This window comes from Bacillus sp. FSL W8-0645 (assembly GCF_038007905.1).
GTDB lineage: Bacteria > Bacillota > Bacilli > Bacillales > Bacillaceae > Bacillus > Bacillus pumilus.
In genome coordinates, this window is record NZ_JBBOYC010000001.1 from 1,670,294 (window position 1) to 1,689,823 (window position 19,530).

20 protein-coding genes are annotated in these 19,530 nt (G+C 41.8%); all 20 read left to right on the plus strand.

Features of this window, described 5'->3' with window-relative positions:
* The 20 genes from fliR to rseP all read left to right on the plus strand — a co-directional run bounded on the left by fliR (position 1) and on the right by rseP (position 19,493).
* The gene (fliR, locus tag NST39_RS08430; RefSeq protein ID WP_044141913.1) at positions 1-780 is read left to right on the plus strand and encodes a flagellar biosynthetic protein FliR; all 780 of its coding nucleotides are present in this window, start codon (positions 1-3) and stop codon (positions 778-780) included.
* On the plus strand, positions 777-1,865 hold the full coding sequence (gene flhB, locus NST39_RS08435) for a flagellar biosynthesis protein FlhB (RefSeq protein ID WP_065097282.1): 1,089 nt from the start codon (positions 777-779) through the stop codon (positions 1,863-1,865). The genes fliR and flhB overlap by 4 nt, the downstream gene beginning before the upstream one ends.
* Positions 1,866-1,894: 29 nt before the next feature.
* The gene (flhA, locus tag NST39_RS08440; RefSeq protein ID WP_044141909.1) at positions 1,895-3,928 is read left to right on the plus strand and encodes a flagellar biosynthesis protein FlhA; all 2,034 of its coding nucleotides are present in this window, start codon (positions 1,895-1,897) and stop codon (positions 3,926-3,928) included.
* On the plus strand, positions 3,928-5,043 hold the full coding sequence (gene flhF / locus NST39_RS08445; RefSeq protein ID WP_185107252.1) for a flagellar biosynthesis protein FlhF: 1,116 nt from the start codon (positions 3,928-3,930) through the stop codon (positions 5,041-5,043). Before flhA ends, flhF begins: the two co-directional genes overlap by 1 nt.
* Entirely contained in the window at positions 5,040-5,945 is a 906-nt protein-coding gene (locus NST39_RS08450) for a MinD/ParA family protein (protein WP_341027864.1), read from the plus strand. Before flhF ends, NST39_RS08450 begins: the two co-directional genes overlap by 4 nt.
* Entirely contained in the window at positions 5,942-7,018 is a 1,077-nt protein-coding gene (locus tag NST39_RS08455) for a protein-glutamate methylesterase/protein-glutamine glutaminase (protein ID WP_044141904.1), read from the plus strand. The genes NST39_RS08450 and NST39_RS08455 overlap by 4 nt, the downstream gene beginning before the upstream one ends.
* 5 nt (positions 7,019-7,023) lie before the next feature.
* Positions 7,024-9,054, plus strand: coding sequence for a chemotaxis protein CheA (locus tag NST39_RS08460; RefSeq protein ID WP_341027866.1), 2,031 nt, complete (start codon positions 7,024-7,026; stop codon positions 9,052-9,054).
* 24 nt (positions 9,055-9,078) lie between these two features.
* On the plus strand, positions 9,079-9,540 hold the full coding sequence (locus tag NST39_RS08465) for a chemotaxis protein CheW (protein WP_065097287.1): 462 nt from the start codon (positions 9,079-9,081) through the stop codon (positions 9,538-9,540).
* Between the two features lie 12 nt (positions 9,541-9,552).
* On the plus strand, positions 9,553-10,179 hold the full coding sequence (locus NST39_RS08470; protein ID WP_003211405.1) for a chemotaxis protein CheC: 627 nt from the start codon (positions 9,553-9,555) through the stop codon (positions 10,177-10,179).
* Positions 10,179-10,679 (plus strand): chemotaxis protein CheD, encoded by a 501-nt coding sequence (locus NST39_RS08475; RefSeq protein WP_044141899.1) that lies wholly within the window; start codon positions 10,179-10,181, stop codon positions 10,677-10,679. The genes NST39_RS08470 and NST39_RS08475 overlap by 1 nt, the downstream gene beginning before the upstream one ends.
* 24 nt (positions 10,680-10,703) lie before the next feature.
* Entirely contained in the window at positions 10,704-11,471 is a 768-nt protein-coding gene (locus NST39_RS08480) for a FliA/WhiG family RNA polymerase sigma factor (RefSeq protein ID WP_012009976.1), read from the plus strand.
* Positions 11,472-11,492: 21 nt separating this feature from the next.
* Positions 11,493-12,032 (plus strand): Swarming motility protein SwrB, encoded by a 540-nt coding sequence (locus NST39_RS08485; protein WP_126741933.1) that lies wholly within the window; start codon positions 11,493-11,495, stop codon positions 12,030-12,032.
* 155 nt (positions 12,033-12,187) lie between these two features.
* A complete protein-coding gene (gene rpsB / locus NST39_RS08490) occupies positions 12,188-12,922 on the plus strand; it encodes a 30S ribosomal protein S2 (RefSeq protein WP_003212093.1) in 735 nt (244 codons plus the stop codon).
* A gap of 91 nt (positions 12,923-13,013) precedes the next feature.
* Positions 13,014-13,895, plus strand: coding sequence for a translation elongation factor Ts (gene tsf, locus NST39_RS08495; RefSeq protein WP_341027872.1), 882 nt, complete (start codon positions 13,014-13,016; stop codon positions 13,893-13,895).
* Between the two features lie 134 nt (positions 13,896-14,029).
* Positions 14,030-14,752 carry a UMP kinase gene (gene pyrH / locus NST39_RS08500; protein WP_003210919.1) on the plus strand — a complete coding sequence of 241 codons (723 nt, stop codon included), beginning with the start codon at positions 14,030-14,032 and terminating at the stop codon, positions 14,750-14,752.
* Position 14,753: 1 nt separating this feature from the next.
* Positions 14,754-15,311, plus strand: a complete 558-nt coding sequence (frr, locus tag NST39_RS08505; protein ID WP_003212469.1) for a ribosome recycling factor — start codon at positions 14,754-14,756, stop codon at positions 15,309-15,311.
* Between the two features lie 129 nt (positions 15,312-15,440).
* Complete coding sequence (locus tag NST39_RS08510; protein ID WP_044141896.1) at positions 15,441-16,223, plus strand: isoprenyl transferase; 783 nt, start codon at positions 15,441-15,443, stop codon at positions 16,221-16,223.
* Positions 16,224-16,235: 12 nt separating this feature from the next.
* A complete protein-coding gene (locus NST39_RS08515; RefSeq protein ID WP_044141895.1) occupies positions 16,236-17,030 on the plus strand; it encodes a phosphatidate cytidylyltransferase in 795 nt (264 codons plus the stop codon).
* A gap of 39 nt (positions 17,031-17,069) precedes the next feature.
* Positions 17,070-18,221, plus strand: coding sequence for a 1-deoxy-D-xylulose-5-phosphate reductoisomerase (gene dxr / locus NST39_RS08520; protein ID WP_341027874.1), 1,152 nt, complete (start codon positions 17,070-17,072; stop codon positions 18,219-18,221).
* Positions 18,222-18,227: 6 nt separating this feature from the next.
* Positions 18,228-19,493 (plus strand): RIP metalloprotease RseP, encoded by a 1,266-nt coding sequence (gene rseP / locus NST39_RS08525; RefSeq protein WP_341027875.1) that lies wholly within the window; start codon positions 18,228-18,230, stop codon positions 19,491-19,493.
* The last annotated feature ends 37 nt before the right edge of the window (positions 19,494-19,530 follow it).

A 19,530-nucleotide genomic window follows, 5' to 3' on the forward strand; every position in this document is an offset into this window, starting at 1 on the left:
ATGTCAATCATAGAATTATTCCCTGCATTTCTATTAGTTTTTATTCGGATCACCGCTTTTTTTGTGACAGTACCGCTTTTAGCGCATAGAACGATCCCAGCTGTACACAGAGTTGGATTCTCGCTGTTTTTAGCCGTGATTAGTTTTAGCACGATTAAGGAACCGCCAGCACTCGACATAGACGGTCTTTATATGATGCTTGCGGTGAAAGAAGCAATGGTCGGACTTCTGCTTGGTTTGATTGCATATATCATGGTGTCCGCTGTTCAAATTGCCGGCTCATTTATTGATTTTCAAATGGGCTTTGCGATTGCCAATGTGATTGATCCGCAAACAGGCGCGCAAACGCCGCTGATGGGGCAGTTTTTTTATACGGTCACATTGCTATTGATGCTAGCAACCAATGCACACCACCTGCTGCTTGATGGAATCTTTTACAGCTTTCAATATATTGCAATTGATCAGTACGCACTGAATTTCGGCAGTGAATCCTTTGCTTATTTTATTGCAAAAAGCTTCAACCAAATGTTCATCATTGCCTTTCAAATCTCAGCACCGGTCGTTGCCAGCTTGTTTTTGGTCGATTTGGCACTGGGCATTGTGGCACGAACAGTACCGCAGATGAACGTTTTTGTTGTCGGACTTCCTATTAAAATGGGCGTGAGTTTTGTTATGATCATCATCTGTATGGGCGTCATCTTCGGGGTTGTCCAAAATACATTTGATACGATTGTACTCACCATGAGGAATTTCTTAGCATTGGTCGGTGGTTCGTCATGATGACAAGACTTAGACTAGACTTGCAATTTTTCGCAGGTGAAAAAACAGAAAAAGCAACGCCGAAAAAGAGACAAGATTCACGTAAAAAAGGTCAGGTTGCCAAAAGTACTGACGTCAATACAGCCATCTCATTTCTATTAATCTTTTTATCATTCTTTTTTATTGGGCCTTTTATGAAAGAGCGTATTATTGCGCTCATTGAACGTTTTTATTCAACAACCATGCTAATGAAAGTTAGCACATCTAATATTCATCAACTATTCGTGGAATTGCTTCAGGAAACAGGGCTCCTTCTCATGCCAATCCTTGGTGTTGGTATGCTGGCAGGCGTTATCAGTAACTATTTACAAGTTGGCTTTCTCTTTTCAACAGAAATCATCAAACCGAAATTAGAAAAGCTAGATCCTATTAAAGGGTTTAAACGGATATACAGTATTCGAGCCCTCGTAGAGCTATTAAAATCCATTTTGAAAATTGGTTTAATTGGTTTTGCGACATTTATTGCACTTTGGATGCACTTTGACGAGATTCTGAGGCTTCCTTTATTAACAGCAGAGGAAACCCTTCATTTCGTCGCAAATATGACCTTGATTATGGGTCTGTATGCAGCAGGTGCTCTCATGATCTTAGCAGGGCTTGATTATATGTATCAGAAATTTGATTATGAAAAAAACTTACGGATGTCCAAACAAGACATCAAAGATGAGTATAAAAAATCAGAGGGTGACCCGCTCATAAAATCAAAGATTAAACAGCGTCAGCGGGAAATGGCCATGAGACGGATGATGCAGGAAGTCCCAAAAGCGGACGTCATCATTACAAACCCAACCCACTATGCAATTGCTTTGAAATATGACGAAGAAAAGATGGACGCGCCCTTTGTTGTGGCAAAGGGAACAGATATTTTGGCTTTGAAAATTAGAACGATTGCGAAAGAGCACGATATCATGACCGTAGAAAACCGGCCGCTCGCTCGTGCACTATATGATCAGGTCGACATCGACCAAGCGGTGCCAGAGGAATACTTTAAGGCGATCGCAGAAATTTTAGCTTACGTCTATAAAACGAAACAAAAGATTTTATGAATTTTTGGTTTTAAAAGGAGAGAACAGGCATGGCAGCAAGAGATTTATCTGTTTTATTCAGTGTTATTTTAATTGTGGCGATGCTGGTCATACCGTTTCCGCCAATGCTATTAAGTATTTTAATCATTATTAATATTTCTCTTGCGCTTATCGTGCTTCTCACCACAATGAACATGCAAGAACCACTGCAATTTTCAATATTTCCATCATTGCTTTTGCTCTTAACGCTGTTTCGCTTAGGGCTTAACATCTCTACAACACGATCTATCCTATCAACTGGAGACGCTGGAAAGGTTGTAGAAACGTTTGGTTCATTTGTTGTTGGTGGAAATATACTCGTTGGTCTGGTGGTCTTCCTTATTCTGATCATCATTCAATTTATAGTGATCACCAAAGGGGCTGAGCGTGTATCTGAGGTTGCGGCAAGATTTACCCTCGATGCGATGCCAGGTAAACAAATGAGTATTGACGCTGATTTAAATGCAGGAATGCTGACAGAAAGTGAAGCGAGAAATCGCCGTGAAAAAGTAGCGAGAGAAGCAGACTTTTATGGTGCGATGGATGGGGCAAGTAAGTTCGTCAAAGGGGATGCCATCGCAGGTATTATCATCGTCATTATTAATATTATTTTTGGGATTATTATTGGGATGCTTCAGCAAGGAATGTCGATTCAAGAATCAGCTTCCCACTTTACACTATTAACGGTAGGAGACGGAATTGTTTCACAAATTCCTGCACTTCTCATTTCAACAGCGACAGGAATTGTCGTCACAAGGGCTGCTTCTAATGGGAACCTTGGGTCAGATATCACTGAACAGCTGTTTGCATTCCCTGCTATGCTTTACGTCACAGCAGGCACGATCTTCCTTCTTGGGTTGTTTACTCCAATCGGCGTACTGTTGACAGGACCGATCGCAGGTTTACTTGCTCTCGGCGCATACTTGATGTCGAAAAACAAACAGGATCAAGAAGAAATCGAAGAGGTGCTAGAGGAACAGGCAGAGGTAGAAGAGATGAAAAGTCCAGAAAGCGTCATTCACCTTTTGCAAATGGATGCCATTGAATTTGAATTTGGCTACGGCTTGATTCCGCTAGCCGATGCAAATCAAGGCGGTGACCTGTTAGACCGAATTGTAATGATCCGAAGACAGCTTGCCCTCGAATTAGGTCTTGTGATTCCAGTTGTTCGAATTCGAGACAACATTGCACTTAACCCAAATGAGTATCGGCTTAAAATAAAAGGGAATGAAGTGGCAAAAGGGGAGCTACTGCTTGATCACTACTTAGCGATGTCTCCTACGCCGGATGATGATCCGATTGAAGGGATTGAAACAATCGAGCCATCTTTTGGTCTTCCGGCTAAATGGATCTCAGAAGCAGAAAAAGATCAGGCTGAGATGCTTGGCTATACGGTTGTAGATCCAGCATCGGTTGTGTCTACTCACATCACAGAGAAAATTAGACAAAACACACACGAACTGCTCGGACGCCAAGAAACGAAGCAATTAATCGATCATCTGAAAGAAAGTTATCCTGTCTTAGTGGATGAGGTGACGCCAAATCCACTAGCAGTTGGTGATATTCAAAAAGTGTTGGCAAAACTGCTGAAAGAAAAGGTTTCTATTCGAAATCTTGTCACCATTTTTGAGACACTTGCAGACTACGGAAAATTAACGACAGATACAGATTTGTTAACAGAGTATGTCAGACAGGCGTTGGCAAGACAGATTACCGCACAATATGCGAGAGAAAATGAATCGCTCAAAGTCGTGACATGCTCAGGCCGAGTGGAAAAGGTGATTGCTGACAGTGTACAGCAGACAGAGCATGGCAACTACTTATCGTTAGATCCAGAATCCTCTGAAAGTGTGATTCAATCAGTGGCGAGAGAAATTGAACAGCTTTCGCTCCGTCAGGAAACGCCGGTTCTATTGTGCTCACCTCCTATAAGAATGTACGTCAAGCAGCTGTTAGAAAGATATTTCCCGGACTTACCGGTACTATCTTATAACGAACTAGAAGCAAATGTGGAAGTACAGAGCATCGGAGTGGTGGATATCTAATGAAAATGAAAAAAATCATAGCGAATTCAATGCAAGAGGCGACGATTCAAATTAGGCAGCAGCTTGGGAAGGATGCCGTCATTTTAAATTCCAAAACTGTTGTGAAACGAAAGCTATTCGGTTTAAAGAAACAGCAAATGGTTGAAGTGATTGCAGTGCTGGATCAAGATTTTGAAGAAAGAGCGGGTAAAGGTGGACACCCTGCGCCTCCTCTTCCAGTATTTCCAAAAAAGGAGCAAATTCAACACCGGCCTGAAGAGCCGTCTTTTGCTCCTGAGGCAGTGAAACCAGTATCTTCTCAAGCTCAGCCTTTAGAATATGCGAGGAATGAGCGGCATGCTGGTATTCTGCCTGATCCTCTCATGGCAATCGATCAAAAGCTGAAGGATCAAGGTCTTGATGATGCCATTCGAGACGAATGCCTCAAAGGTCTTTTAACAAAGGGTGCTGTCAAGGAAGATCAAATTCAAAAAGAACTTGAACAACTGCTGGCAGATATGCTGCCGGCTCACACCTCTGATGAGCCGATGATTCGTTCAAAATACATTGTGCTGTTTGGTTCAACTGGAGCTGGTAAAACAACAACGATTGCAAAGCTCGCTGCCAAAACGGCCATTCAGAAGCAAAAGAAAATCGCTTTTATTACAACAGATACGTACCGAATTGCAGCGATCGAACAACTGAAAACATATGCGGAACTGCTCAATGCACCGCTTGAGGTTTGTTATTCGAGAGAGGATTTTGTAAAAGCTCAAGAGACGTTTAAAGAGTATGATCATATTTTCGTAGACACAGCGGGTCGTAACTTTAAAGAAGAAGCGTATATCAAAGAGCTGACAGACATCATTCCATTTAATGAAAGCATTCAAAGTTTCCTAGTGATGAGTGCGACCTCGAAGTATCAGGACATGAAAGCCATGGTTAAACGCTTTGAACACGTTCCAATCGATCAATTCATTTTTACAAAGGTAGATGAAACAGACACGATGGGAACCATCTTTCAAATCATTGCAGACTCTCAAATTGGACTTGGCTTTTTAACAAATGGTCAAAATGTTCCTGAGGATATTCTTGAGGGCTCTCCTCTTGAATTAACAAGGATGGTCTTACAATGATGAAGCCCGACCAAGCAGAAGGTTTAAGAAAGCTCGTTCAGCAGAATCAAACGATCGCACCAGCTCCTCTTGGTATAAGCGGACAGGCAAAAACCATTGCTGTCATGAGCGGTAAAGGTGGGGTTGGAAAATCGAATTTGACGCTGAATATGGCACTGTCTATCGCAAATGCAGGGAAGCGAGTGTTAGTCATCGACCTTGATTTTGGTATGGGGAATATTGATATTTTACTAGGGAAAACATCGACTAGCTCTATATTAGATGTTCTTGTCAGGAAGAAATCCTTCCAAGCAGCTATGACTCAAGGAACGAACAACCTTTATTACATTTCTGGCGGAAGCGGACTTGAACAGCTGTTTTCTTTAGATAAAGATCAATGGTCGTTTTTTCTAGTGGAAATGGAAAGAATGATGCACGACTTTGATTGTATCTTCTTTGATATGGGGGCTGGCTTGTCTAAAGATCAACTACCTTTTGTTTTATCAGCAGGAGAAGTTGTGGTTGTGACAACGCCGGAACCAACATCGATCATGGATGCCTACAGCGCAATTAAACACTTAGCGATTCATCAGTTCGAACAATCTGTGCAAATCATTGTCAACCGGTGTAAAACCCCGTCAGAAGGGTCAGAAACCTACCGGAAATTAGCAGGAGTGGTCACATCATTTCTACACAGAAAACTAGTATTTGCTGGTGCTGTGCCGGATGATCCTGCGGTTCCAAAAGCGGTGGCTGAACAAATTCCATTTTATATGAAGCAGCCTCATTCACGGCTGAGTAAAACGATCAAGATGCTGGCAGAAACACTTTATCAACAGCAGATAAGAGAGGCACAGAGAGAGCAGCATACGTTTATAGATAAGTTGTCCTCTTTTTTTAAAAGGAGGAAGGTGGACTCATGATTAGAGTGCTTGTAGTAGATGACTCGGCCTTTATGCGAAAGCTCATTAGTGATTTCCTAAGTGCCGAGCAAGAAATAGAAGTCGTCGGAACGGCGCGAAATGGGGAAGATGCCTTAAAACGGATCAAGGAACTGAATCCAGATGTCGTCACATTAGATGTGGAAATGCCTGTTTTAAATGGAACAGAAGCATTAAAACAAATTCTGGCTGAACACGACCTTGCCGTGATTATGGTGTCAAGCCAGACAAAGCAAGGGAAAGATTTAACCATCCATTGCTTAGAACTTGGTGCTTTTGATTTTGTGACAAAGCCTTCAGGAAGTATTTCGCTCGATTTACACAAAGTAAGAGGCCAAATTGTAGAGCGGGTGCTTGCGGCAGGGCTGTCAAGGAAACGCACTGAAGTACAGGTTTCTCCAAAGCCGCCGGTGATGAAGCCGCCAATTCCAGTGGCTGCACCTCGCCCGCAAGCAGTGAAAAGCGGCTCACTCCGAAAGATTATTTCAATCGGAACATCAACGGGAGGGCCAAGGGCACTTCAACGAGTTGTCACGAAGCTGCCCAAGGACATAGAAGCACCTATTTTGATTGTGCAGCATATGCCGGCAGGATTTACGGCATCACTTGCTACTAGGTTAGACCATTTATCTCAAATTTCGATTAAAGAAGCACAAGATGGAGACATCGCTAAAAATGGAGTAGCCTACATAGCGCCTGGTGGAATGAATATGTCACTTCATGAACAAGGGGCATCCTTAGTCATCAGGCTATCTCCAGAGGACACGGAAAGCCGGCACAAACCTTCTGTTAACTATTTATTTGAATCCATCAGTCATATAAAGGGTTACGAGAAAATTGCTGTCATTATGACAGGCATGGGTAGTGACGGCACAGAAGGTGTCAAAAAAATGGTCGCAAGCGGTCATACAAAAGTCATTGCAGAAAAAGAAGAATCATGTGTTGTTTTCGGAATGCCTAAATCAGTCATTAAAGCAGGCCTTGCACATGAAACAAGGCATGTGGATGACATCGCACATGCAATTATAAGCTCCATGAAAAAAGAGAGGGCGTGAACACGTTGGATGTAAACCAATACTTAGATATCTTTTTAGATGAAAGCAGAGAACACTTACAAACTTGTAATGAAAAACTTCTTGATTTAGAAAAGAACCCAACTGACTTGCAGCTAGTGAATGATATATTCAGAGCGGCTCATACATTGAAAGGCATGAGCGCAACGATGGGCTACGCTGATATGGCTCAGCTAACACATCATTTAGAAAACATGTTTGATGCCATTCGAAATGAACAAATGATTGTCACACCTGAGTCAATGGACACGATGTTTGAAGCACTTGATCACCTTGAAGCAATGGTTCAATCAATTGCAGAAGGCGGAGATGGGAAACGCGATGTCACAGAGATTAGTAAAAAGCTAGATGTGACAGGAAGCCATGCTGAGGCAGCTCCTAGTGTTGAAACAGCGGCTGTATCAGCGGCTGCTGCAAACGACTTAGACTATAACGAATTTGAACGAACAGTGCTTGATGAAGCGAGGGAACAAGGCTTTAAATGTTATGAACTCAATGTAACATTAAGTGACGCATGCTTATTAAAAGCCGTTCGTGTCTATATGATCTTTGAAAGACTGAATGAAGCAGGCGAGGTCGTCAAAACAGTTCCAAATGCAGAACTTTTAGAATCAGAAGATTTCGAATCTGAATTCAGTATTTCTTATTTATCTAAACAACCGATGGACGTAGTGAAAAAAATCGTGATGACGATCTCAGAAGTTGAACAAGTTGAGATCTCAGAAGTTTCTGCATTTGAAGAAGCGACTCCAGCTGAAAAACAAGAAGCAAAACCTGAGCAGAAAAAAGAAGAAGTCTCCGTGCCTGCTGCGAAAGCACCAGCAAACGATGCGCCAAAAGCAAATGGCAATAACGGTGCAGCTGCCGGTGGCACGAAAACGATTCGTGTCAACATCGATCGTCTAGATTCTCTTATGAATCTATTTGAAGAACTGGTTATTGATAGAGGACGTTTAGAACAGATTGCCAAAGAGCTTGAAAATAACGAACTCACTGATACGGTCGAAAGAATGACACGTATTTCAGGCGATCTGCAATCGATCATCCTGAACATGAGAATGGTACCTGTAGAAACTGTGTTTAACAGGTTCCCTCGTATGATCCGTCAATTGACAAAAGAGCTCAATAAGAAAATTGAACTGATCATTGAAGGCGCTGATACTGAGCTTGATCGAACAGTGATCGACGAGATTGGAGATCCGCTCTTACACTTACTCAGAAACAGTCTAGATCACGGGATTGAATCGCCAGAAGAACGTGTGAAAAAAGGCAAGCCAGAAAAAGGAACCGTTCTATTAAAGGCTTATCATAGTGGAAATCACGTCTTCATTGAAGTAGAAGATGACGGCGGCGGGATTAACCGTAAAAAGGTGCTTGAAAAAGCACTAGAGCGCGGGGTTATTACCGAAAGAGAAGCGGAAACCATCGAAGATCATCAAATTGATTCATTGATCTTTGCAGCAGGATTCTCTACAGCTGATGAGATATCTGACATCTCAGGCCGCGGTGTAGGTCTTGACGTCGTGAAAAACAAGCTGGAATCACTAGGCGGATCTGTGAGCATCAACTCAACAGAAGGACAGGGCTCATTGTTCTCTATCCAGCTCCCGCTTACATTGTCAATTATTTCCGTTCTTCTTGTGAAGCTGGAAGAGGAAACATTTGCGATTCCGATTTCTTCTATTATTGAAACGGCTGTTATTAAGAAAAGCGACATCCTTCAAACACATGATCGTGAAGTGATTGATTTCCGCGGATTTATCGTACCGGTTGTGTACCTGAAGAAACAATTCTACGTACCAAATGCGAATGAATTAGAGGAAGAACTGCACATCATCGTTGTTCGTAAAGGAGACAAGCTGACAGCATTTGTGGTCGATTCATTCATTGGTCAGCAAGAGGTTGTATTGAAATCACTAGGAGATTACCTGCCAAACGTGTTTGCGATCTCAGGCGCAACAATCCTAGGCGACGGTCAGGTTGCACTCATCGTTGACTGTAATGCACTGATCAAGTAAAAAACAATAGAGGAGCGGTCTGAAATGAGTACAGATATCAAAACTGGCGAAAAGATGATTGTGTTTATCGTAAACAAAAAAGAATACGCCATTTCAGTATCAGAAGTAAAGTCCATTGAAAAATGGCAGCAGCCGACAAGAATCCCTGGCGTTGCCCCTTATATATGCGGTGTTATTAATCTGCGCGGTGTCGTGACGCCTGTCATCGATCTTAGAGTGAGACTTGGATCTACTGACAACGAGATTACAGATGAAACTAGAATGATTATTGTACAGGTTGGTGACATTGAAGTCGGCTGGGTTGTTGATGAAGCAAATGATGTCATTACAGTCCATCAGGAAGAAGTAGAATCTTCTCCTGAATCAGCTGAAAAAGAAGGACAATCATGGGTGACAGGTATCATTAAGCATGATCAGCGTCTATTTAATATCATTCATCCTGGTGCTGTCCTCGATAAGAGCGTTCAAGATGCACCTGTTCATTAAGGAGGATGTGAAATGAGCATTTTCAATGAAATAAAAGATGAACAGTTGGATGTGTTAAGAGAGGTCGGGAATATTGGAGCAGGCCACGCCGCGTCTGCTCTTGCCAGCCTATTGGATCGCAAAATAGATATGGCTGTTCCGTTTGTCAAGGTTCTCTCTTTTGAAGAATTAATGGATTTCTTTGGTGGTGCAGACCTCCCAGTTGCAAGCATTTTCCTGCGAATGGAAGGAGATTTATCTGGCTCTATCTTTTTCATTATGCCCTTTGAGCAAGCCGAGCAATTTGTAAGAGAGCTTGTACGAGATCCAGCATTTGATATTGATACCATTCACGAGCATGTGATGGGGACGTCAGCACTACACGAGCTGGGAAATATTTTAGCAGGCTCTTATTTATCAGCCCTTGCCGATTTAACAAAATTGCAGCTTCACCCAAGTGTTCCAGATGTTACGCTCGATATGTTCGGGGCTGTCATTAGCGAAGGATTAATGCAATTTAGCCCTCTAGGTGATCAGGCAATTGTGATTGATACATCAATTTTTGATGATCAAAATAAGCAAGAGCTGAAAGGAAATATGTTTCTATTACCAGACTTTGAATCGTTTGAAAAACTATTCAAAGCATTAGGTAACCTGTAATGAACGTTCAGATTCCGGCAGTTGTAAAGGTTGGTATTGCGGATGTTCAGCTTGTGAAAACACCGGACCGCATTCGGACATCCGGACTTGGTTCTTGTGTAGGGCTTGTTCTGTTTGATCAAGAAAAAAAACTGGCAGGTCTTGTCCATGTCATGCTTCCAGACTCATCCCTTGCAAAAGGGGCAGTGGAGAACTTGGCTAAATATGCAGATACAGGTGTCAAGCATACAATTGATCTGCTCCTTAAAGAAGGAGCGCGCAAACATGCGCTAAAGGCAAAACTTGCTGGTGGCGCAGAAATGTTTAAGTTTAAGACAACCAATGATCTGATGAGAATTGGACCTAGAAACGTATCAGCTGTTAAAGAACATCTGTCTCTTTATCGCATCCCGATCATTAGTGAGGATACGGGCGGGAACAATGGCCGTACGATTGAATTTGACCCGCTTACGACAGAGCTTGAGATCCGCACTGTGAAGCAAGGCATTATGAAGATATAACTAAGGAAGTATAGGGGGAGAAAGATGCAATCCTTAAATTACGAAGATCAGGCGCTATGGGCTAGATGGAAAGAGTGGAAGGACCCAGCTGCTGGAGATGATCTTATGCGCCGCTATATGCCGCTCGTCACATATCATGTTGGAAGAATTTCCATCGGTCTCCCGAAGTCAGTGCATAAAGAAGACTTGATCAGTCTAGGGATGCTCGGTTTATATGATGCCCTTGAAAAATTCGACCCCGGAAGAGATCTGAAGTTTGATACATATGCATCCTTCAGAATCCGCGGGGCCATCATCGACGGTCTTCGTAAAGAGGACTGGCTGCCTCGTACATCAAGAGAAAAAACAAAAAAAGTAGAAGCGGCTATTGAAAAGCTTGAACAACGCTATTTACGAAATGTGACGCCGACAGAAGTGGCAGAGGAACTTGGCATGAGTGAACAGGATGTTGTCACAACAATGAATGAAGGTTTCTTTGCAAATCTGCTTTCAATCGACGAGAAGCTGCATGATCAAGAAGACGGTGAAAACGTCCAAGTCATGATTCGCGACGAGAAAACTGTGACACCTGAGGAGAAGATGCTGAAAGATGAATTAATAGAACAGCTTGCTGAAAAAATGACCGAGCTATCTGAAAAAGAAAAGCTCGTGATCAGTCTATTCTATAAAGAGGAACTGACGTTAACGGAAATCGGTCACGTGCTCAATTTATCGACCTCACGCATTTCGCAAATTCATTCAAAGGCATTGTTCAAGCTTAAGCATCTGCTTGATAAAGCCATTCAATCTTAAAGAGTTAGTGAGTGAAAAAATATGTTATGGCTGATTAGCTTCATGCTTCATGCTGCACTTATTTATTTTGTGATCATTTTATATACGAGAATGAATTCGCTGAAGGCAACTGAACAAAAGCAGCGAGAACTTCTAGAAGAAACGGAAAATACCCTGGCTGCATTTTTGATGGAAGTCAAAGAAGAGAATGACAAACTATCAAAAGTGGCAGCCGCTTCCCCTGATTTTTCTGCTGTAGAGCTGAAATCGGATTTTCAGACACCAAAGCAGCCACAAACACCAATTGAATCCCAGCAATCGGTAGAAAGTGAAGAGCCAGTACCAGAGCACTTGTCGGCTCTCCTTAGCGAAGTTGAAGTGCAGGAAGAGAAGGTAAACGAACCCGTTCCACATCTTGAATCAGAAGCTTCTGTGCCTTCTGAAAATGAAATAGAAGAAACATTCGAGGATCAGGTGAAGACCTTATATGACCAAGGGCATTCGCTAGAAGAAATAGCGAAAGAACTGAAAACTGGAAAGACAGAAATCGAGCTTTTATTAAAATTTAGCGGAAAGCTGTAAAGGATTCTTGATTGTCAGTCCATCATGTGTTATATTATTTCTTGGTGTTAAATACACACGCTTAATGATTCGTATGAAGGTGCTGCCGTGGCGCAGTTTTATGTGAACATGACTTGAGCGGAGGAAAAAAAACCATTATATTAGGAGGCAACAACATGTCAGTTATTTCTATGAAACAATTGCTAGAAGCTGGTGTACACTTCGGTCACCAAACACGCCGTTGGAACCCAAAAATGAAGCGTTACATCTTTACAGAGCGTAACGGTATCTACATCATCGATCTTCAAAAAACGGTGAAAAAAGTAGAAGAAGCTTACAACTTCACGAAAAACCTTGCTGCTGACGGAGGAAAAATCCTTTTCGTTGGTACGAAAAAGCAAGCACAAGATTCAGTGAAAGAAGAAGCAATCCGTTCTGGTATGTTCTATGTGAACCAACGCTGGCTTGGTGGAACTTTAACAAACTTTGAAACAATCCAAAAACGTATCAAACGTTTAAAAGATATTGAAAAAATGCAAGAAAACGGTACATTCGATGTTCTTCCTAAGAAAGAAGTCGTTCAACTGAAAAAAGAATTAGAACGTCTTGAAAAATTCCTAGGCGGAATCAAAGACATGAAAGGTCTTCCGGATGCACTTTTCATTATCGACCCTCGTAAAGAGCGTATTGCAGTTGCAGAAGCTCGTAAATTGAATATCCCAATCATCGGTATCGTTGACACAAACTGTGATCCAGATGAAATTGATGTTGTGATCCCTGCAAACGATGATGCAATCCGTGCTGTAAAACTTCTAACTGCTAAAATGGCAGATGCGATTCTTGAGTCTAAACAAGGCGAAGAAGAAGCTGTTGTAGAAGAAACGACAGAAACTGAAACAACAACTGCGTAACCTATTCAAAAGGTGATAAGAGGGAAATGCCTTTTATCACCTTTTTTTCACCTAGTAATCCGTGTTTTAACATAGAAGGAGGAAATGTAAAATGGCTATTACTGCTCAATTAGTGAAAGAACTGCGTCAAAAAACTGGTGCAGGTATGATGGACTGTAAAAAAGCGTTAACAGAAACTGATGGTGACATCGATAAAGCAATCGATCTTCTAAGAGAAAAAGGAATTGCAAAAGCTGCGAAAAAAGCAGACCGCATTGCGGCAGAAGGATTAACTCTTATCAAAACTGACGGCAACACAGGCGTGATCCTAGAAGTGAACTCTGAGACTGATTTCGTTGCGAAAAACGAAGGATTCCAATCACTTCTTAACGAACTTGCTGATCATTTGCTTGCTGCTAAACCTGCAACAATTGAAGAAGCTCATGCTTCTAAAATGGAAAACGATTCAACAGTTGAAGAGCATATTACATCTGCAATTGCGAAAATCGGAGAGAAAATCACTCTACGTCGTTTCTCTGTTATCACGAAAGAAGATAACGCAGCATTCGGTTCTTACTTACACATGGGCGGACGCATCGGTGTGTTAGCTGTTCTTAACGGAACAACTGACGAAGAGCTTGCAAGAGACATCGCAATGCACGTTGCTGCTGTAAACCCTAAATACATTTCTCGTGACCAAGTGTCAGAAGAAGAAGCAAACCGTGAGCGCGAAGTATTAACGCAGCAAGCGCTTCAAGAAGGAAAACCTGAAAACATCGTTGCTAAAATGGTAGAAGGCCGTCTAAACAAATTCTTCGAAGAAATTTGTTTACTTGACCAAGCTTTCGTTAAAAACCCAGATGAAAAAGTGAAACAAGTAGTAGCTGCGAAAAACGCAAGCATTCAAACTTATGTTCGCTATGAAGTGGGCGAAGGCATCGAGAAGCGTCAAGACAACTTTGCTGATGAAGTGATGAGCCAAGTGAAAAAATAATGTTTGAAAAGCTCTCTGGGGCTTTTTTAGGGAGCACAAGCGCTGTGTTCCCTATTTTTTAGAGGATATTGATTTACAAAAGGCAGTTTCTTACGCATAATAAGAGACGGTATAGTATACACTTGGAGGTTATCATGAGCAAACCGAAATATAATCGCATTGTACTGAAGCTAAGTGGCGAAGCACTAGCAGGTGATGCTGGAAATGGAATTAACCCAACTGTCATTCATTCAATTGCAAAGCAAGTAAAAGAAATTGCAGAGCTAGATGTTGAGGTTGCAGTTGTTGTAGGCGGAGGAAACCTTTGGCGCGGTAAGACAGGTAGTGACTTAGGAATGGACCGTGCAACAGCAGACTACATGGGTATGCTGGCAACAGTGATGAATTCACTCGCGCTACAAGACAGCCTAGAAACGCTTGGCATTCAGTCTAGGGTACAAACCTCTATCGAAATGAGACAGGTTGCAGAACCATACATAAGAAGAAAAGCGATCCGTCATCTTGAGAAGAAACGTGTCGTGATTTTTGCTGCAGGTACTGGTAACCCTTATTTCTCTACAGATACAACGGCAGCACTTCGTGCAGCAGAAATTGAAGCAGATGTCATTTTAATGGCGAAAAATAATGTAGACGGTGTCTACAGTGCTGATCCTCGTACAGATGCGGATGCAGTAAAATATGACAAGCTTTCATATCTTGATGTGCTAAAAGAAGGGCTTGCAGTAATGGATTCTACTGCGTCCTCATTATGTATGGACAATGACATTCCATTAATCGTATTCTCTATTATGGAAGAAGGAAATATTAAACGTGCCGTAAATGGCGAATCAATTGGAACGATAGTGAGGGGGAAATAACGTGTCAAAAGAAGTATTGAACCAAACGAAAGAAAAAATGGAAAAAGCCGTTCAAGCATACGGACGTGAACTTGCAACTGTTCGTGCGGGCAGAGCAAATGCTTCATTGCTTGATAAAGTGACGGTTGATTATTACGGTGCACAAACACCACTTAACCAAATCGCGTCAATCACAGTGCCAGAAGCACGTATGCTGATTATCACACCTTATGATAAAACAGCTATCGGTGATATCGAAAAATCGATCCAAAAGTCTGATCTTGGCATCACGCCAACAAGTGACGGAAATGTGATCCGTATTGCGATTCCTGCACTAACAGAAGAAAGACGTAAAGAGCTTGTGAAAGTGGTAAGAAAATATTCAGAAGAAGCAAAAGTAGCTGTTCGTAATGTTCGTCGTGATGCAAACGATGAGTTGAAAAAGCTCGAGAAAAATGGTGAGATCACTGAGGATGAATTAAGATCATCAACAGAGGATGTTCAAAAATTGACAGATGAATATGTCGCTAAAATTGATGATGTGACGAAAGATAAAGAAAAAGAAATCATGGAAGTTTAAGAAAAAACTATGTACAATAGATAATAGTGAAAAGACCCTCTTCATGTTTACAGGGGGTTTTTTTGTTAATACTGTTGGTGACTATATTATTAGCGGAAACGCAACCTTTTTGGGTGATGGAGGAATCTCATGCTCAATATACTCAAAAATTGGAAGAATCAGCAAACTGCAGCTTCCAACTTAGAAAGTCTGACAAAAGAAGACATATTAAATGGAGAAATTCCTGCACATATCGCCATTATCATGGATGGGAACGGAAGATGGGCGAAAAAACGTGCTCTTCCGCGGGTAGCAGGACATCATGAAGGAATGAAAGTCGTCAAGCGCATGACAAAGCTTGCAAATGAGCTGAATGTCAAAGTGCTGACTTTATATGCTTTCTCTACGGAAAATTGGAAACGTCCAAAACTAGAAGTAGACTTTTTAATGAAACTTCCTGAAGAATTTTTGAACATCTACCTGCCCGAGCTCATCGAGGAAAATGTCCGTGTGCGCTTAACAGGTGATCCAGACGGCCTCCCGCAGCATACGAAAAGAGCGGTAGAGAACGCAGTAAAGAGTACGGCGAATAACGACGGACTCGTTTTGAATTTTGCGCTCAACTATGGAGGGCGCACAGAAATCGTCTCCGCATGCAGACAAATTTCTGAAAAAGTCAAAGAAGGTAAGCTTCAAGCAGAAGACATCACAGAAGAGATGTTTTCAGCTTATTTAATGACAGAATCTCTTCAAGATCCGGATTTGCTTATTCGCACAAGTGGAGAAATTAGATTAAGCAACTTTATGCTTTGGCAAATTGCGTACAGCGAGTTTGTCTTTACGGATGTGCTTTGGCCTGACTTTTCTGATGAGCATCTTATAGGCGCTATCGGAGAATACCAGCGCCGTGGCCGGAGGTTCGGTGGAATTTAGAGGGTGGTGCAGATGAAACAAAGAATTTTGACGGGTGTTTTGGCAGCTGCAGTCTTTTTACTTGCAGTTATCTATGGACAGATGCCATTTACCCTGCTGATTTACTTAATGGGAAGTGTCGCTCTCTTTGAGCTTCTAAGAATGAAAAAAATATCGATTTTCAGCTTTCCTGGTATTGTCAGCTTAATATTGCTTTGGCTTTTAATGGGCGGAGAGAACAGCTTCTTCCCGAACGTAGACGCATCAAAAATGCAGATTGCTTTATTTGCAGTCTTAATTCTTTTAACTTATACAGTGTTGAGCAAAAACTCTTTCACATTCGATGAGGTTGCTTTTGTGATATTAGCGACATTATATATTGGTGTCAGTTTCTATTATTTTATCCAAATTAGAGGCTTATATGGCATGAGTGCGATCTTCTTCGCAGCAGTGATTATTTGGTCTACCGACTCAGGTGCCTATTTTATTGGGAAATCTATGGGAAAACGAAAGCTCTGGCCAGAGATCAGCCCAAACAAAACAGTAGAAGGATTTATCGGCGGAATCGTCACAGCGGTCGTGTTGTCATTTGTGTTTCAGGCGGTTACAGGATTTTTGCCATCATATCTGCTTGTTATGTTTATTACGCTTTTGCTCAGTATCTTTGGGCAGCTTGGCGACCTTGTGGAATCTGCTTTAAAGCGTCATTACCACGTGAAGGATTCAGGGACAATTCTCCCTGGACATGGCGGGATTTTGGACAGGTTTGACAGCTTTTTATTCGTTCTGCCGTTTTTATATTTACTGCTCGCAACTTTTGCCAGCTAACCTCATAGAAACTTATTGAACGAGAGAAGGAGTGGCAATTTGAGATATATTTCGCTATTAGGCGCAACAGGATCAATTGGAGAACAAACATTAGATGTGATGAGGCAGCACCCAGACAAATTTAAGCTGAAAGCCATGACGTTTGGCCGAAATGTAGACAAAGCCATACCAATCATTGAACAGTTTCAGCCTGAATTTGTTGGATGCTTAAGTGAAGAGGCCTATCACACGCTAAAAGGTCATTCATTTGAATACGATGTCAAGATAGCTGCTGGTGATGAAGCCAACATCGAAGCCGCGACCTATGAAGCAGTGGACATTGTGGTCAATGCCCTTGTCGGAAGTGTCGGGCTTGTTCCAACATTAAAGGCCATTGAACAAAAAAAGACGATTGCACTCGCAAATAAGGAAACACTTGTGACAGCTGGTCATATAGTAAAAGAGTACGCGAAAAGATATGATGTACCTTTACTTCCTGTCGATAGTGAGCATTCCGCTATTTTTCAATGCCTGCAAGGTGAACAAGCTAAAAACATTGAACGCTTAATCGTGACAGCCTCAGGTGGTAGTTTCCGAGATAAAAAACGAACTGAACTTGAAGGTGTTACGGTTGAAGAAGCGCTGAACCACCCAAACTGGTCAATGGGAGCGAAAATTACCATTGATTCAGCGACGATGATGAATAAAGGGCTCGAGGTGATTGAAGCGCATTGGTTGTTTGATATACCTTATGAACAAATTGATGTGCTGTTACATAAAGAGAGCATTATCCATTCGATGGTGGAATTTCACGACAAAAGCGTCATGGCTCAGTTAGGGACACCTGACATGAGAGTGGCCATTCAATATGCACTCACATACCCTGACAGGGCGCCATTACCAGAAGCGAAATCATTGAACCTTTGGGAGATTGGACAATTGAATTTCCAAAAAGCGGATTTTGACAGGTATCGCTGCTTACATTTTGCTTATGAATCAGGTAAAATAGGGGGGACAATGCCTACTGTGCTCAATGCAGCAAATGAAATGGCAGTCGATGCATTTCTGAAAGGCAAAGTAACGTTCCTGCAAATTGAAGAATTGATTGAAAAGGCACTAAACAGACATCATGTGATTTCAACGCCTAGTTTGCAAGATATCCATGAAGTGGACAAAGATACACGAGACTTTGTTCAATCAATCCTCACATAAGGTGGTATGTTCGTGAATACAGTGATTGCGTTTATTATTATTTTTGGAACGCTCGTTTTTTTCCACGAGCTTGGCCATTTAATTATGGCGCAGCGAGCGGGGATTTTATGCCGTGAGTTCGCAATTGGTTTTGGACCGAAAATTTTCTCCTTTAAACGAAAGGAAACCGTTTATACCATTAGACTTCTCCCTATTGGCGGATTTGTTAAAATGGCAGGAGAGGACCCTGAAGTCATTGAAATTAAACCAGGTCATACAGTGGGGCTCTTATTCAATGAGCAAAATGAAGTAGAAAAAATCATCTTAAATGATAAAGAAAAATATCCTGATGCACTTGTCATCGAAGTTGAGCAGATTGATTTAGATCATGCCATGAGAATCTCAGGATATGAAGCTGGAAATGAAGATATTTTGACTGGCTACAATGTGAGTCAAACAAGCTTTTATATTGCAGATGGTGAAGAGATTCAAATCGCACCGTACAATCGTCAATTTGGATCAAAAACGGTATGGCAGCGTATTAAAGCGATCGCAGCTGGACCGATTATGAACTTTATTTTGGCGTATGTGATTTTAGTTGCTCTAGGATTTATTCAAGGGGTCACCGTTGATGATCCTGTACTCGGCAAGCTGACGAAAGACGGCCGAGCGGCAGAAGCTGGACTCATGCAGGGAGACCACATCGTGTCCATTAACGGGGATAAAATGAATTCTTGGACAGACGTCGTTCAAACCGTTCAAAAGAACCCTGAGAAAAAAATGAATGTCGTCATTGACCGAGACGGTAAAGAAAGCACTATGCAGGTTGTACCAGAAGCTGTGAAAGCAGACGGAAAAAACATTGGCCGTTTCGGATCTTATCCGCCAACGGAAAATGGATTTCTGAAGGTTATTTCATCCTCAGGAACGACTGTGATTTCAACAGCAGGTTTGATTTTAACGAACTTGCAAAAAATTGTCACAGGGCAATTTTCATTAGATATGTTAGCAGGTCCTGTTGGGATTTATGACATGACAGGAGAAGTAGCTAAGCAAGGTGTGTTAACATTAATGCAGTTTGCGGCGTTCCTTAGTATTAACTTAGGCATCGTGAATTTATTGCCGATTCCTGCACTAGACGGAGGACGTTTACTATTCTTGTTTGTTGAAGCCATTCGCGGTAAACCAATTAATCGTGAGAAAGAAGCACTTGTTGTCTTTATCGGTGTTGCATTCCTCATGCTGTTAATGCTAGTGGTTACGTGGAATGACATCCAGCGATTATTTTTATAAAAACCAATGTCTCTTGTTTCTCATTACGGGAAACAAG